The following is a 15,828-nucleotide window of genomic DNA, read 5'->3' on the forward strand; positions in this document are numbered from 1 at the left end:
ATTTGCTCCGTGTACCACGCCATTTTCATGTTTTTTCTGGGAAAAATGTCACGAAAACTAGCGATTTTTCAGACAGGCACAAATATTGCATCATTATGATGTGAAAATATCAAAGGAGGTGCCATTTATTCAAAAAATAAGCGGCAGAAGGCGCGGTTACTTAAAAATCACAATGTATTGAAAAATGGAGGAGCATGTTATGTATGAACAAATCAACGGGATGACATTGGAAGAAAAAACTGAAACACTCACAAGATTTTTGGTCAGCATAAAAAGTTTGAACGGAACATCCGGTGAGAGGGACATAGCTGATCATATTTCACAGATACTGAAAAGCTTTCCTTATTTCCGAAAGCACCCGGAACGGGTATGGGAGCAGCCGATTCCAGGTGACCCGCTTGGCAGGAAAAATGTATTTGCGCTTGTAACGGGCAATCATCGAAGTGAAAAAACCGTTATATATCATGCACATATAGACACGGTCGGCATTGAAGATTTTGGGATTCTAAAGGAGCATGCGCTCGATCCGGATTATCTCGTCAACTATTTTTCCAAATATGAATTTAATGAAGACGTCAGGCAAGACGCTTTGTCGGGAGACTGGCTGTTCGGCAGAGGCTCTGTTGATATGAAAAGCGGGATCGCTGTTCATTTGGTCAATATTTTATATTTTACCGAGCATCTTGATGAGCTGCCGGGACATATTTTATTTATGGCGAATCCTGATGAAGAAAGTCAGCACGCCGGGATTATATCAGCCGTTTCCGAATTGAAGCGATTGAGAAACGAAAGACAATTTAACTATCTGGCCGCCATCAACACAGATTTTATCACACCGCTATACGATGGCGATGACACGCGCTACATATATACAGGCGCTGCCGGAAAGCTCCTGCCGTGCTTTTATATTTACGGCCGCGAGGTTCACGTGGGGGATACACTGGCAGGCATTGATCCGAATTTCATCGCATCTGAACTGACAAACAGAATTCACAATAACATGAATCTCGCCGAAAATATTGAAGGAGAACTGACCCTGCCGCCGTCCTGTCTGTATCAGTGGGATAATAAAGAAACGTACAATGTTCAGACTGCCCTAAGCAGCTATTTATATTTTAATTACTTCATCTATGAAAAAACCGCGAAAGAAATCATGGATCAACTGCATGAAGTGGCGCTGGAAGCGTGTGCCTGCACAGAGAAAAAATTATCGGACTATTATGACGATTTCCTTATGCGAACCCACCTGCCGAGAAAGGACATATCGTGGAACATTCGAGTCGTTACACTGGAAAATTATATTCAGGAATTGAAGCAAAAGGGGGCGGATCCCGATTCCTGCATAAAGAAAACGCATCAGAAATTTGAGCATCTGGAGCTGCGAATGAGGTGCTTTAAAGTTGTCGAAGCCCTGCAAAAGCTCGATCCGGAGCAATGTGCGAAGGTCATACTATTTTATGCTCCGCCGTATTTACCCCATAACTATTTAAGAGAGGAAGACGCCCGCGACCGGCAATTGCTGAAGGTTGTAAAGGAAGCCTGCGAAGAGATGGCCGCAAAAACAGGAGAAACATTTGCATATCAAAAATTCTTCCCTTATTTAGCGGATGGAAGCTTTCTGTCATTGCATGAAACGAATGAGGAAATTGCTTCATTTATACGAAACTTTCCCGGATGGGAGACGATCGGGACGATTCCTTTCGAAGATATTCGTCAATTAAATATTCCGTCAATTAATATGGGGGTTTACGGAAAGGACGGGCATAAATGGACGGAGAGAGTGTACAAGCCTTATACATTTAAGGTGCTTCCGGAGCTGATCAGAAAAACGTCGGTCCATTTGCTTCATGGGTTGTACAAATTGAATACTGATGGAGGGATATCATGACAGAACAAAAGGGATACAACGAATTGCAACGCACGATGAAAAGCCGCCACCTTTTTATGATCGCTTTAGGCGGCGTAATCGGCACAGGACTGTTTTTGGGCTCCGGGTTCACCATTAGTCAGGCAGGTCCGGGCGGAGCGATTTTGGCTTATATGTTGGGCGGCTTTTTAATGTATGTGGTTATGCTGTGCCTTGGAGAGCTGGCAGTGGCACAGCCGGTGTCAGGATCGTTTCAGTCGTATGCCGCGACATACATAGGGCCTTCCACGGGCTTCATGATCGGGTGGCTGTATTGGTTCAGCTGGGCCAATACAGTAGGACTGGAATTCACGTCAGCAGGAATTCTTATGCAGCGCTGGTTTCCGGAGGTGCCTATTTGGGTTTGGTGTTTAACCTTTGGGGTTGTGATTTTTTTCATTAATGCATTGTCGGCAAAAAGCTATGCCGAAACCGAATTTTGGTTTTCAAGCATTAAGGTTGCGGCCATTGTATTATTTATTGTAATCGGGTGCGGAGCGATTTTTGGCTTGATCGGATTAAAGGGAGGAGAGCCGGCTCCTTTTTTCTCTCGTTTTACAACTGACGGAGGGCTGTTTCCCAACGGCTTGCCTGCGGTCCTTTTTACGCTTGTGATGGTGAATTTTTCATTTCAGGGAACTGAGCTAGTCGGCATTGCAGCCGGAGAAAGCGAGAATCCAGAAAAAACATTGCCGCGTTCCATTCGAAACGTCGTGTGGCGCACGTTATTTTTCTTTGTTTTGACCATGTTTGTATTGGTTGCGATGCTTCCGTATCAGACGGCGGGTGTCGTAGAAAGTCCGTTTGTCGCCGTACTCGATAAAGTCGGGATTCCCTATGCTGCTGATATCATGAATTTTGTCATTTTAACAGCAGTTTTGTCTGTCGCAAATTCAGGGCTGTATGCCGCATCCAGAATGCTGTGGTCGCTGTCTAAAAGCGGGATGGGGCCCAAGCGGCTAACGCCGTTGTCTAAAAAAGGAGTGCCGCTTCGCGCATTGCTGGTGACCATTACAATTTCGGGATTTTCATTGCTGACAAGCGTTGTAGCTGCGGAGACGGTATACTTGTGGCTCATCTCGATTTCAGGAATGGTTACCGTTGTCGTCTGGATGTCGATCTGCGCTTCGCAATTTTTCTTTAGGAGGCGCTTTATCGCCGGGGGAGGTGATGTGAAATTACTTACATTTAAGACGCCATTTTATCCGGTCGTTCCGATTCTCGGATTTGTTTTATACGGAGCCATATTGATCAGCCTCATTTTCATACCTGATCAGCGAATCGGACTCTATTGCGGGGTGCCGTTAATCATCTTCTGTTATGCGTATTATCATCTCGGCATAAAAAAACGGGTAAGAAGCGGGACTGGACATAGAGAAATAGATCAAGCCCAATAGAAATCTATCGAAAAAGGGAATGTATATGAAGTATAAAAGAAAAACCCCTCATTGAGGGGCTATCATTATGCCGCTGTCGTATTTGTCTTGTCTTTTCTAACAAGTCCCATGATGCCAGGGATAATCAAAAGAACGGCAGGCAATATATAGAACATAGAAATAGAAATCACTCCGCCAATACCGGAAATGATAAGCAAAACTCCGCCTACTTTAGGCTTGCTTTTCACAACGATAGAGGCTACAATGCCGAGGATTGAAAAGAAAATGGCTCCCCAGCCCAATCCGATAATTTCGCTGCTTCCGTTAAAAGTGGCATCAATACCGCCGATAAACAAAGCGAAGATCGCTCCAAAAAATCCGAAAATACCGCCGATTAAACCTAAAACAAATTCAGTTGTTCTTTTCATTCTATCAATCTCCTTACTTAACTGGTACAGCAAATGCTGCAGTTTTATTTTTTATACGGCTTCAGTTGTTCCGTCATCAAGGTTTTCGCTATCCATGTTGTTCATGCTTAATGCAACCCTGATCTTGTCGGCAAACATTTAAAATCGAATTGGCTATAATTGCGTATCTCCGCTGCCGCAGTGCTTGATCAGGATAGAAGTTCCATACCTTGACAATCGTATCTTTCAATGAAGATATATCAGTTGACGGAGCGACAAGATGAATTACATTTGATACCTCCCCATTCATTATTCGTATGTAACTCTTTTATCATAGGATAAAAATCATGACATTTCAACAGGGTATTACCAATTTTAAGATAGATTTTATCGGCGATTGGACACGATTGGTACATGAAAAGTTGCGAAATCCATTGGCACAACTGACCTTTAAGGCCTGTCGCCAACCGAAAAGACGCATTTAACCGCCTTGCTGAAAAAACAAGAGTGGGAGGTCTAAAGTTTTATGTTTAAAAAATAATAGCAGGAAGTATGGCTCAGTGAATAGAATTTGTAATTTATGGAAATCATTCCCGCGTCAGGGGGAAACTCAACAGATTTTCGTTCCGGGAGCATTCACGGGCAAAAAGAGGCCGGTGCTGTGATTTATTCCGGCCTCATTTCAAAGCGCAGCGGGATCAAAGGCTCTTTCCCGCTTTTTTTAATTTTTTGCATGTAAAAATTCCTGTACCGCCTTCACATATATTTCTTTTGGGTAGCATTGGTATAACCGGCTTGCCAAACGAACAGGGTCCCCGTAAAAAAACCGTTCATATTGAGTTTGTCTTGTGCCGAAAGGGCTCATTGTGAGATCCCATGCCAAACGGAAAAGTTTGACCCGGTCCTTTCCGTTTATGCCGGTTCCTTGCAGATAATGGTCAAGATCCTCTTTAATTTCAGAATCAAAAGCGCTTTCGGCCGGGATTGTCATCATGCCGCTGGCTCCGATTAATTGAATGATCTCTGTAAAACGGGGATATATTTTAGGGAAGACAGTGCTGGCGATTTGAAGCGGAATCAAACTCGGCCGCATATATCCGCATTCATCTAACATTGCATCATGTTCCGATTTCTCTAATAGCGCCTTCAATGTTTCAAGGCCGATCACGATTTCCGACAATTTCTCCTGTATGTGCTGATACTCAGATACATTGATCGTATCCACGAGAAGCTGGGAAACGCCTAAAAGAAATTCTGTTTTTATGATTTGTCTGGTGATGACCTGATGATATGAAAAAGCATTAAAAGAACTTGCGGCTAAAAAGCCGTTGGCTGTTTCCACATCACCATAAAAAAATACCCTGTCCCATGGTACTAAAACATCGTCAAAGACAACGACAGAATCCATTTCTTCATACCTTGAACCAAGGGGGTGATCAAATGCAGACTCCCCTAAAACGAACGATTCCCTGCAAATGAATTTTATGCCTTGCGTATTAGAGGGAATGGAAAAAGCAAAAGCTTCATCCTCTTCAAAATAAAATCTTGGTGCTGATAAAACTAAAATTTCATCTGTTAAGCCGCCTTGAGTCGCAAGAAGGCGGGCGCCTTTAATCACGATTCCCTCCTCATTACGGTCAACGATTTTTGCGGATATGGGATTTTCTGATGATGCCATATTCATTTGGGAGCGATTGACCTGGGGCGTAATGAATGTATGGGTAAACGAAAGGTCGTGTTTCATCGCCCGATCGTAAAGCGCCCGAATATGTTCAGGGAAACAGTTTTCTTTATCATGTAAAAGCGAGGCGGAAGACGCAAAGCTCATGATGACAGTGTTCATGTAATCGGGGCTTCTTCCCATCATTCCATGTGTGTGTCTTGCCCAGTGTTCAATCATTCTCCTTCTTCTTTGTAAATCTTCTTTTGTTTTCGGCTGTAAGTATGATAACCCAATCCGCTCTTTTTTTCCCGGGAGAAAAAAAGTCATCTCATCGATTAAGCCGCCGCTCGCTTGCAAATCATAAAGTGAGCTCTTAGTTTCCAGAATGCCTTTAAATGCAGGATGTTCAGAAATGTTTCCCTCTATTTTTTTGCCATCAAACCAAATTTCATTTTTTAGTTGGTTTAATCGGTCTAAAAACTCCTTCCCGCTGATAATTCCCATTGATATCGCTCCTTCTGCAGTAACGTTAGACACTGTCAATATATTAATAGTGATAGAGACATGTTCCAATATTCTGTTTTTGAAAAAGCCTGTTTAAGAGGATTGATCTGAAAGGTTCGTACCGGCGAAATACGGATGTTAGATTTAGTGGCATAATAAATGGAGGTGGTTTATAATTCTAATAAAGGGTTATATTTACAAAATTTCGAGGAGATGGAGGTTGGATTGATGTCTTCAAAACATGAGAAGAGCTCCGCCGTGTTATCAGAAATCGATTTATCTTCAGCTGCATTTAAACATGAAGCGTATGATTTTTATAAAGAATTGCGCGCGTCCCGTCCTCTTTATCCAGTTTCTTTAGGAGAACTCGGCCAAGGCTGGCTTATTACGAGATACGATGATGCTGTGCATTTATTAAAGGATGCCAGGTTAAAGAAAGATGTTGAAAATGTGTTTGCTGAAAATGAAAAACCCGTTATATCAAAAACTAAAGAGCCTTTGACAGAGCACATGCTCAACTCAGATCCACCTGATCACACCCGCCTGCGCTCCCTTGTTCAAAAAGCGTTTACTCCCCGGATGATTTTACAGCTCGAAGACAGAATCCAGCATATCGCTAATTCTCTATTGGATAATGTACAGCGCAATTCCATGAATCTTGTAGCAGACTTCTCATTTCCCTTGCCAATTATCGTCATCAGTGAAATGCTCGGCATTCCCCTTGAAGATCGCCAAAAATTCAAGAATTGGTCGCAAGCCATCATCGATTTCACTGACACTCCCGAAAGCTTGGATAAAATAAAGCAATTCGCCGAATACCTGCAATATTTAGTTCATAAAAAAAGAAACGAACCTGCAGACGATTTAATCAGCGCCTTAATCCAGGCTGAAAGCGAAGGAACGACATTAAGCACAAAAGAGCTCTACTCGACGATTATGCTGCTTATCGTTGCCGGGCATGAAACAACAGTGAACTTAATCACCAACATGATCTTTGCACTGCTCAATCACCCCGATCAATTGGAGACGCTTCAGCAAAACCCGAATTTGATAGATTCAGCGATTGAAGAGGCGTTGCGGTTTCACAGTCCCGTTGAATTGACTACCCTGCGCTGGGCGGCTGAACCGTTAACTTTGCATGGACAAGAAGTGAAAAGAAAAGATGTTATCGTCATTTCGTTAGCATCTGCCAATCGCGACGAAAAGGTATTCCCGGATGCTGATGTGTTTGATATTGCCAGAAAGAACAACCGTCATATTGCCTTTGGCCACGGCAGCCACTTTTGTCTTGGCGCACCGCTGGCCCGTCTGGAAGCAAAGATTGCCGTTCCTGCATTATTGCGCCGCTATCCGGATGTACAGATACAAGGCAGAAGGGAAGATATCAAATGGAAAGGGAACTTTTTGATGAGGTCTTTGGAAGAATTGCCGCTATGTTTCTAGAGGGGTTCTGAACCGTGCGGCCGGTCTGTCTTTATCACGCCGGTCGACCTGACAACAGAGAATCGCAGGAAAGCCATTTTGCACATCTGGCTCTTCGTTTGGGAGGTTTTAAGATAAAGGGGCATTATCGGTGATCATCGTTCGCGGAGGCACGGCGGGATTTACGGTAGGGGCGAGGCTGTTTCAGGAAAAAAGGGTCCATTGAAGGAGCAAAGGATATCATGCTTGGAACGATTCCGGACCGCATTCATGACATACCCGCCAACCGTCCGATCATTGTTCAATCTGGATCCGGCGTCCGCTCAGCCATCGGCGCAAGCGGGCGGTATAAAAAGTGTGTATAACATGACAGACGGATATGGATGATGTCCGTCTCTTTTGTTGTTTTTCTATCCTCTGTACATAACCTGGGATTCGCGGAACCGAAAGTTTAGAATCACTCTTGCCATTTTCCGTTTTGATTTTTTCTTAACATCAAGGTTTGATAGCGGCAGAGGATGACGCCTTTGTTTTTCGATTTTCATTAACCAGGCCCCGACTACATGAGGGGGGAGTTCGGTCAATTGATGCGGAAATGATAGGCAATCATTGTCACCGATATGAGCATGCGGGGCTGATAGATGACTAATAAAAATAGATGACTAATAAAACCTTTTTTATAACAACAAACGGAAATGAAGATAAATGTTCTAATTGAAGCTTGTCATTCCGCTGCCGGATACCATTCAGCGATATTAGAGCATTTTCCCTTTGATGTTTGCATAAGATATATGTATAATATAAATCGTAATATTTACGATTTATTAAAAGAGGTGTTGCAATGGAAATTTCATTTGTAAAGAGGTTTGGTATAGTAACTATTGGTTCATTACTAGTTTTGGCAGGATGTCAGGCTTCAGGTTCATCCGAAGGGGAGTCTAATAAAACAACAACATCCTCATCAGTTGCAGAAGACTCTTCGAAAAAGAGAAGAACATCTGAAAGTCACACACATGAAAGTGAACATGCTCACGATCATGCACATGATGAAAAAACAGAAAAAATTTATGAAGGTTACTTTAAAGACAGTCAAGTAAAGGATCGTTCGCTTTCTGATTGGGAAGGAGACTGGCAATCTGTATACCCATTCCTGCAGGACGGTACTCTTGACGAAGTATTTTCTTATAAAGCAGAACATGAAGGTGACATGACAGCTAAAGAATATAAAGAGTATTATAAAAATGGGTATAAAACAGATGTTGACCGTATCGTAATTCAACAAGATACTGTAACGTTCTTCAAAAATGGAGAAGAATATTCAGGCGTGTATACTTATGACGGATACGAAATCCTAACATATGATGCGGGCAATAGAGGGGTAAGATACATTTTTAAGCTGGCTAAAGAAGCTGACGGACTTCCTCAGTATATTCAGTTTAGTGATCATAGTATCTATCCGAACAAAGCCGGTCACTATCATCTGTATTGGGGTGACGACCGTGAAGCTTTACTTGATGAAGTCAAAAACTGGCCTACATATTACCCGTCAGAAATGGATAGGCACGATATTGCCCATGAGATGATGGCGCATTAAATTAGGAGTAACATGATTATTACCATGAAGTATGGTGTTTTTTTGCAATAAAACTGTTCTGCAAACGGTCCATTCTCTGAATTCCAAGATCGGAACTCTCAAAAGGTGGAAAACGCTTGCTGCCGCTGCTGTAAAAACTGACAGTAAGCGAGACCGCGAGGCCATTCAGCCAAACCTGTTGCCGATATAGCAGGATAAAGCAAAAGTTTCCCCTTCCGGCAACAATGTCACAATTGCCGTCAAAAGAAATAGCGAAAGAAAAAAAAGGCCGGAATTCAAGTCCCGGCCTCTTACTATCGCTTTTTTTGCCTTTTTCGTTGCGGCTTATTTAGGTTGAAAATCCTGAAATGAGCAATCTTTTTTATATTAACTTTAATCGTTTGCTTCACGATGTCAGGCGAAAATACGTCAGATGACGATGTGAACTTTTATTAAAACGTTTCACTTTTGTTTACCAGGAGATATAAAGATAATTTTACTTTGATGATTAAAAAAACAGGATAAGAACGCCTATCGCAACGGCGAAAATCGACAGGGCATAAACTCTGGAATATGAGAATGTTCAAACCTCTAAAAATGTTTTCAAAAAATACCTTTATGATCATATTGTTGTCATTTTCTGATCAACTATTATTTATATACCAGCGCCCCAATCAATTATAGTCAAACGATTTTAGAACTTGCATATTTTGCACTGGTTCTAACGGGATGATTAAGTGTTGATTATATTTTGGTTATATGTTATGTTTTTATCAAGTCAGCAGATATCATTTTTGATCTATCTGTTGTGATACAAAATCGAAACAATGGATCAGGGGCGGATAGAACCTGACCTTGATTTTGTTAACAAAACTATGAAGGAGAAAGTAAACAGCATGCCATTATTACGTTTCGATCTAATAGAAGGCCGTGATGAAAAAGCATTAAAAACATTGCTAGATGCCGCTCACAATGCGATGGTGGAAGCATTTAACGTTCCGGAGAGAGACCGCTATCAAATTGTTCATCAGCACCCGGCGAATGAGCTTATTATCCAAGATACAGGCTTGGGATTTAATAGATCCAAGGATTTGGTTGTGATCAGTATCACCAGTAAAACAAGAACGAAGAGCCAAAAAGAGAAATTGTATGCCTTGCTGGCTGAAAGGCTTGAAGTGGAATGCGGTATTTCCCCGGAAGATGTAATGGTGTCCATTACCGAAAATGGTGATGCCGATTGGAGTTTCGGGCTTGGTGAGGCGCAGTTTTTAACTGGAAAGCTGTAAGGTTTCAACACACCGGTGATGCCAAAGATGCGTCTTGCGGCGGATTCGGCTCCGCGGTTATCGCAGACCTCTAACAGCGCCGCAAGCGTTGAACGATACACTGCCGCATATATGTACAGCAGTCAGTAGAACCCTCTGCATTTCAGGGTTCTATATTTATGTTCACTTACTGGGCGCTTTTTTTACTCCCGGAAAATCTATAGAATACGTTCTAGTCCTTAATGAGATTGGACTCTGTGAAACCTAGAAAATATATGATGGGTGCAGGCGTAAAGAGAATGAAGCTGATCAAGGGATGTTATTATAGATTTTTAATGAAATGAGCCAGCATATCGTTGATGCCTGGTTCTTTCCCATGAACAGAATCTGTAAAAGAAATATAATGGATTTCTACAGATAGATGTTCCTGTGTGAGCTGTTGCCGGAAGTCAGCAGCTTTTTGCATTCATTAACTGTCTTCCGTTTCTTCTTCTCCGCGGTAAAACGCATAAAACATCTTCATCAGCGCGCTTCACATTCAGAGCTTTTTCGCGATTTTTTTCTTTGTATCAAAACCGAAGCCGCCGATACTTTTTCCAGCTCCATGCTTGACGCCTATAAATATAAACAAAACATTAATAAAACAATGCTATTAGATTAACAAGTTTAAGATACGATCATAGATAAGATGGGATTAAGAGTAAGGGAGATATGGCGTAAAGATGAAATTAATAAGGATGAAGAAGCATTTATTAGTGGCTTTGTTTTCTCTGGCATTATTCCAATGTTCCTTGAGTGAATGTTATGCGGGCACAACAACTAAAGCAAAAACAATAACTCCGCCGCCGCCCCCTCCTTCAGGATATTTCGTAGATCATTACAAAAATAACAGCGCTGCTCATACGACAGTGAATTCCAATCCTGCGATCGGGGTGCTTTCCGAATTTAATAAACTTTGGACTCCCGGGAGTACCTGGGATAGCGGGACCAAACAGAACAGCACCGTGTTGGATGCCAACATTCAAAAAGTTGTTGACATTGCTGAACGCCGTACTTCCGCTGAGGAAAATGCTGCATATTTTGATGATCGCAGGAATCAGAGCTACAGTGTGATTGACGGTCTTGGCCCGCTTACTGATATATATCGGAAGCGTGCAGGCGCGACGACTACCATCAACAGTATCCCGGCAGATGCCGCGATAAAAAAATACAATGATGAAGGAACCAATTCAGGCAGCACGAGTTCCAGTCTCGGCAGCATCGTGAGTTTGGTCAATACGTTGCGCGGCGCATATTCTTCAGCAAACCCGGCTAAGGAATACTTTAACTATCCTCGCCCATTTCGCTGGAAAAGCGATTTCCCTCCGGATATCCTGTTCTTGATGATGCTGAAGGCTGGGGACGCCTTAATCTCTTTACTGCCGCCGATGGATACGGTGCTTTTGCAAAAGACGTCACCGTGACCATGGATTCTTCCAAAGGCGGATTTCATGCACTGGATAGCTGGCGCAACGACATCTCCGGCACTGGGAAGCTGACCAAAAAGGGGACGGGAACGTTAAAGCTGGAGGGGAACAATACATATTCCGGCGGTACACGGGTAGATCAGGGAACGCTTGAAGGCGGCTCAGAGACGGCTTTTGGAAGAGGTGATGTTTCAAACAACGGCGGCACCCTGAGAGAAGATGTGTCAGGAAAACTGATCATCAGAGGGGACTACAAACAATCTGCCAGGGGTATACTTGAGCTCAATCTTAGCGGTAAAAATGATCTGCTCTACATTAAGGGCAAGGCAAAAATAAAAGGGACATTACGCCTTATTTTTTCGGACAATTATGTTCCGGCTGATGGGGCCGCTATCATTGCCTTTAATAAGCGCCACGGATCATTTTCTTCGATCGAGACCTCGGGTTTACCAAGCAAGTACAAAGTGAAGATGATCTATAAGTCCAACAGCATCCAATTAAAAGTCACTGAAAATTAGGTTGTGTCTCCCAGATTAAAAAAGCAGAAGCCGAAAGTGGCAGGGGGTGTTGCCGGGGGATTTGCTCGATAAAGAGTTTTTTTCAAGCTGGTGCTTATTGGCGCCAGCTTGATACTCGTAACGATACCGGGCTAACCTTGGAACATAATGGTGAACAGAAAAATATTAAAAAATAGTCGGCACCATCCCTCCATCCATACGAATTGGAGAACCTTTAAATGCGGATGCATAAGGACTGCATACAAATGCAGCAAGCCTGCCTATTTCAAACGGCTTGATAAATCGCTGTATTTCAGATTGGGGCAGGTTTGCCATCATAAATTCTTTCTCTTTTTCTGAAAAAGCCATCTCTTCATTAGGGTACATACCTTCAATGATTTGCTGCACATTTTCGGAGAGCGTTGGTCCCGGCATGATCGTATTGACTGTCACTTCTGTTCCTATTGTTAATTTAGATAAGCTTTTGGACAATGATAAAAGCATTGATTTTGTCATACAATACTGCGGCATTTGACCTGAAGGCATAATCGCCTCTTCACTCGCGATAAAGATAATGCGGCCATAATCATTTTTCAGCATTTTAGGCAAATAAAATTTAGATAAACTATTTGCAGCAAGAACGTTCGTGCGGAAGTATTTTTCCCAGACGTCATCATCCACGTCCTCATATTGCATGATTTCATAAATACCCATATTGTTAACTAAAATATCAATATTGGGGTATTTTTTAAATAAAGCTTCTCTTTGCCCGATATCTACAATATCAGCTGCAGCATTTTGAGGAGAGGTAGCCGGGAAATCTGTTTTTAGTTCATTTACAGTTCGTTCTACCTCATCTTCATGTCGCCCGTTAATGAGGACATTCACGCCTTCTTTGGCAAGTTCAATGGCAATTGCTTTACCTATCCCTTTCGTTGATCCTGTAACTAAAGCTGTTTTATTGTTTAATCCCATATCCATCATACATTTCTCCTTTAATCATGTTAAAAAAGTGCTTCCTAAGACAATGTCAATTTTCCCGAGTGTGTATCTAAGCAGTGTTCAGTACGCCAATTTGAAGGAGAATCCCCTTCCCAAAGGCGGAAGGCACGGTAGAACGAGTTCTGGTCTTCATACCCAATCATGAAGGCCACTTCTTTAATATCGAGCGAGGGGTCTGCCAAGTACTCCAGCGCCTGCTCATGCCTGACTTGTGTCAACAAATGTTTGAAACTTGTGCCTTCGTCAGTAAGCCGGCGCTGTAAGGTGCGTTCGCTCATCCCCAGCTCACTTGCAACAGTCCGAATGTCGGGGCGTCCTCCCATAAGGCTGCGTTTCATGATCCACTTGACCATCTCGGCGATTGAGAGGCTGCGCTGCTGCTCATCCAACGATTGGTCCAGTGCAGGTGTCAGAATCTCCAGCAACTCTTCGTTGTACGAGACAAAGGGGCGGTCCAGGTCTCCCCGGTGCAGCGTCAACCGGTTACAATTTGCACCGATCCGGATACGGCAGCCGAAGTAAGCTTCAAGCGCTTCTACATCGCCCATCGGATGCGAAAATTCGACGAGCCTGGCCGTTAAAGGTTGACCTGTGCCGCGGCGTCCAAGCTCCAGAAGAAATGCCAGCGTGATGCCGACAAGCATCGGCGGACCGGACTGCCCGCTATCCCGCCATTCCAGTTCGATTGTACAGTGCTCGCCTTCCTCGGTAATATGCAACCTTTCAGGAGGGCACAGCTGTTTGTACCGGGCCATCCGCTTTAGAGCGTCGCGGTAGTCGCGAGCATGGTAAGTCGCTAAGACGGGAGGAGGGTAATGCGCTGTATCAAAGGCGGTCGTAAGGTTGATGATTCCTTTTGCAGTGTCATCAATGAGATCAGAATACGCCTGCCAGATCGCAAAATATTGGGCGGCGGTGACAACCGGTTCAGTCACAATGGTGAGCGGCAGTTGCGCTTTTCGAACCACGTCATGGGCGGCAATCCCTAATTGACGCAATCCTTCCCAAAATCCGGCCGGGATTTTAATACGAATTTGACACGTCATATATATGAGCCCTCCTTTGGCTTTCTACAATTCGTTGGTTGTGACCTGCGTCTTGCTGCTTAGCGGGGCAATTATTACTTTACCTATCCAATACCGCTTTTGTAACTAGCAAAGCGCGACATTTTACTTGCCGATTACGACGGATGAGTCCGTGAGGAATCGGATCACTCTATTATAATACGAGGGGGTAGATCAGGCTGACGGAATCGCCGGCAAACCAAGGGCAAAATGGCAGAGGAGTGAGAAAAACGCAGAATCGCTCAGGGCTACGCTGGAAGTCCTTATAAAGTGAAAGAGCCTGTTTTGATGAACAACAATATGAAGAGTGTAACGACGATTTATCTGCAAAGCGAGGGAAGGGAGAGGCTGGGCGGTAGAAAACCTGCAGGCCGCAGCCGCGCTGTTGATGCTCTAAAAGCCTTCGGATGCTTGTTGTGCAGCCGGCGTTCGTTTTGCGGACCCTGTAACTGGAAAAGGAGCGGAAAGTGACTTTTTATTAATCATTGATTGTAAAAATGAAGATGTCTAAAGTATACTTAATGATAATGATAATCATTTACGACATGGAGATATGGACTTTTGATAAGCCATGCACGATATATACCGGGAGTGAATAGCCATGAGCAGGAATGAAGTATTTGATGTGACCGTTATCGGCGGAGGACCGGCCGGATTATATTCCGCCTTCTATAGCGGACTGCGCGGGATGAAAACAAAGATTATTGAATATCAGCCGATGCTGGGCGGAAAGGTTCACGTTTATCCGGAAAAAATGATTTGGGACGTCGGAGGACAAACACCGATTCCGGGAGCCAAGCTGATTGAACAGATGGTGCAGCAGGGATTAACGTTTCATCCCGAAGTGCTGCTGAATGAAAAAGTGGAGTCGATTGCCCGCAATGAAGAAGGACTATTTGAATTACATACGGCTGCCTCAGGCGTGCATCTGTCCAAGACGGTCATTGTTGCCGTGGGCGGCGGCATCCTGAATCCGCAAAAGCTCCAGATTGAAGGGGCCGAACGTTTTGAAGTGTCCAACCTGAATTATACGGTCAAGTCACTGCAGCATTTTAAAGATAAAACGGTAATCGTATCAGGCGGAGGCAACTCGGCTGTCGATTGGGCCAACGAGCTCGAGCCTGTAGCGAAGAAGGTATATCTCGCTTACCGCAAAGAAGCGCTCAGCGGGCATGAGGCCCAGGTTGATCAGCTTCTGAACAGCTCGGTGAGCTACTTCTTCCATACCCAGATTACCAGGCTGATCGCTTCGGATGATCATGAGGTGATCGAATGCGTGGAGCTTTCGAACGAGCAAACCGGTGAGATTACGGTGCTGCCTGTGGACGAGGTCATTATTAACCACGGGTATGAACGCGACATATCGCTGCTGGAGAACAGCCGGCTGGATATTGCCCGGGTTGATGACTATTATATCGAAGGTACCGCCAACTCCCAATCTTCCGTGCCCGGGCTGTATGCGGCAGGGGATATCCTGCATTACGAAGGCAAGCTGCACCTGATCGCCGGAGCGTTTCAGGATGCGGCAAACGCGGTGAACAGCGCCAAGCGCTTTATTGATCCCGAAGCGCACAAAAGCGCCATGGTGTCATCGCATAACGAGGTTTTCAAAGAGCGCAACCGGGAGCTTGTGAAGAAGATGTTCGGGTAGTTAAATAGAAACATTCACATAAAAAGCGCAGA

General features: G+C 43.9%; 11 protein-coding genes and 1 pseudogene. 8 read left to right on the forward strand and 4 right to left on the reverse strand.

The window, feature by feature from the left end; genetic code table 11:
* Positions 1-199: 199 nt before the first annotated feature.
* Positions 200-1,888: a M20/M25/M40 family metallo-hydrolase gene (locus MHB78_RS08695; protein ID WP_046131533.1), complete on the forward strand. Its 1,689-nt coding sequence runs from the start codon at positions 200-202 to the stop codon at positions 1,886-1,888.
* Positions 1,885-3,303, forward strand: coding sequence for an amino acid permease (locus MHB78_RS08700; RefSeq protein ID WP_046131534.1), 1,419 nt, complete (start codon positions 1,885-1,887; stop codon positions 3,301-3,303). Before MHB78_RS08695 ends, MHB78_RS08700 begins: the two co-directional genes overlap by 4 nt.
* A 65-nt stretch (positions 3,304-3,368) precedes the next feature.
* On the opposite strand, the gene MHB78_RS08705 is transcribed toward MHB78_RS08700, so the two are convergent.
* On the reverse strand, positions 3,369-3,710 hold the full coding sequence (locus MHB78_RS08705) for a DUF4064 domain-containing protein (protein WP_046131535.1): 342 nt from the start codon (positions 3,708-3,710) through the stop codon (positions 3,369-3,371).
* 700 nt (positions 3,711-4,410) lie between these two features.
* On the reverse strand, positions 4,411-5,856 hold the full coding sequence (gene hpaB / locus MHB78_RS08710) for a 4-hydroxyphenylacetate 3-monooxygenase, oxygenase component (protein ID WP_046131536.1): 1,446 nt from the start codon (positions 5,854-5,856) through the stop codon (positions 4,411-4,413).
* A gap of 228 nt (positions 5,857-6,084) precedes the next feature.
* Here hpaB and MHB78_RS08715 point away from each other — a divergent pair, with 228 nt between their 5' ends.
* From MHB78_RS08715 to MHB78_RS08735, 5 genes and pseudogenes are all read left to right on the forward strand, one after another.
* A complete protein-coding gene (locus MHB78_RS08715; protein WP_046131537.1) occupies positions 6,085-7,299 on the forward strand; it encodes a cytochrome P450 in 1,215 nt (404 codons plus the stop codon).
* Positions 7,300-7,520: 221 nt separating this feature from the next.
* Positions 7,521-7,643, forward strand: coding sequence for a hypothetical protein (locus MHB78_RS08720; RefSeq protein ID WP_269082047.1), 123 nt, complete (start codon positions 7,521-7,523; stop codon positions 7,641-7,643).
* Positions 7,644-8,119: 476 nt separating this feature from the next.
* Positions 8,120-8,872, forward strand: coding sequence for a metal-binding protein ZinT (locus MHB78_RS08725; protein WP_046131538.1), 753 nt, complete (start codon positions 8,120-8,122; stop codon positions 8,870-8,872).
* Positions 8,873-9,747: 875 nt separating this feature from the next.
* On the forward strand, positions 9,748-10,137 hold the full coding sequence (locus MHB78_RS08730; protein ID WP_046131539.1) for a tautomerase family protein: 390 nt from the start codon (positions 9,748-9,750) through the stop codon (positions 10,135-10,137).
* Between the two features lie 701 nt (positions 10,138-10,838).
* Positions 10,839-12,100: pseudogene (locus MHB78_RS08735) on the forward strand (autotransporter-associated beta strand repeat-containing protein).
* A 165-nt stretch (positions 12,101-12,265) separates the two neighbouring features.
* Here MHB78_RS08735 and MHB78_RS08740 read toward each other — a convergent pair.
* Both MHB78_RS08740 and MHB78_RS08745 read right to left on the reverse strand, forming a co-directional pair.
* The gene (locus tag MHB78_RS08740) at positions 12,266-13,060 is read right to left on the reverse strand and encodes an SDR family oxidoreductase (protein ID WP_046131541.1); all 795 of its coding nucleotides are present in this window, start codon (positions 13,058-13,060) and stop codon (positions 12,266-12,268) included.
* A gap of 38 nt (positions 13,061-13,098) precedes the next feature.
* Complete coding sequence (locus MHB78_RS08745; protein WP_046131542.1) at positions 13,099-14,127, reverse strand: AraC family transcriptional regulator; 1,029 nt, start codon at positions 14,125-14,127, stop codon at positions 13,099-13,101.
* Positions 14,128-14,746: 619 nt separating this feature from the next.
* Between MHB78_RS08745 and MHB78_RS08750 the strand changes: the two genes are divergently transcribed.
* Positions 14,747-15,796 carry an NAD(P)/FAD-dependent oxidoreductase gene (locus tag MHB78_RS08750; RefSeq protein WP_046131543.1) on the forward strand — a complete coding sequence of 350 codons (1,050 nt, stop codon included), beginning with the start codon at positions 14,747-14,749 and terminating at the stop codon, positions 15,794-15,796.
* The last annotated feature ends 32 nt before the right edge of the window (positions 15,797-15,828 follow it).

The sequence above is a fragment of the Bacillus sp. FSL K6-0138 genome, assembly GCF_037982765.1.
GTDB classification, from domain to species: domain Bacteria; phylum Bacillota; class Bacilli; order Bacillales; family Bacillaceae; genus Bacillus; species Bacillus glycinifermentans.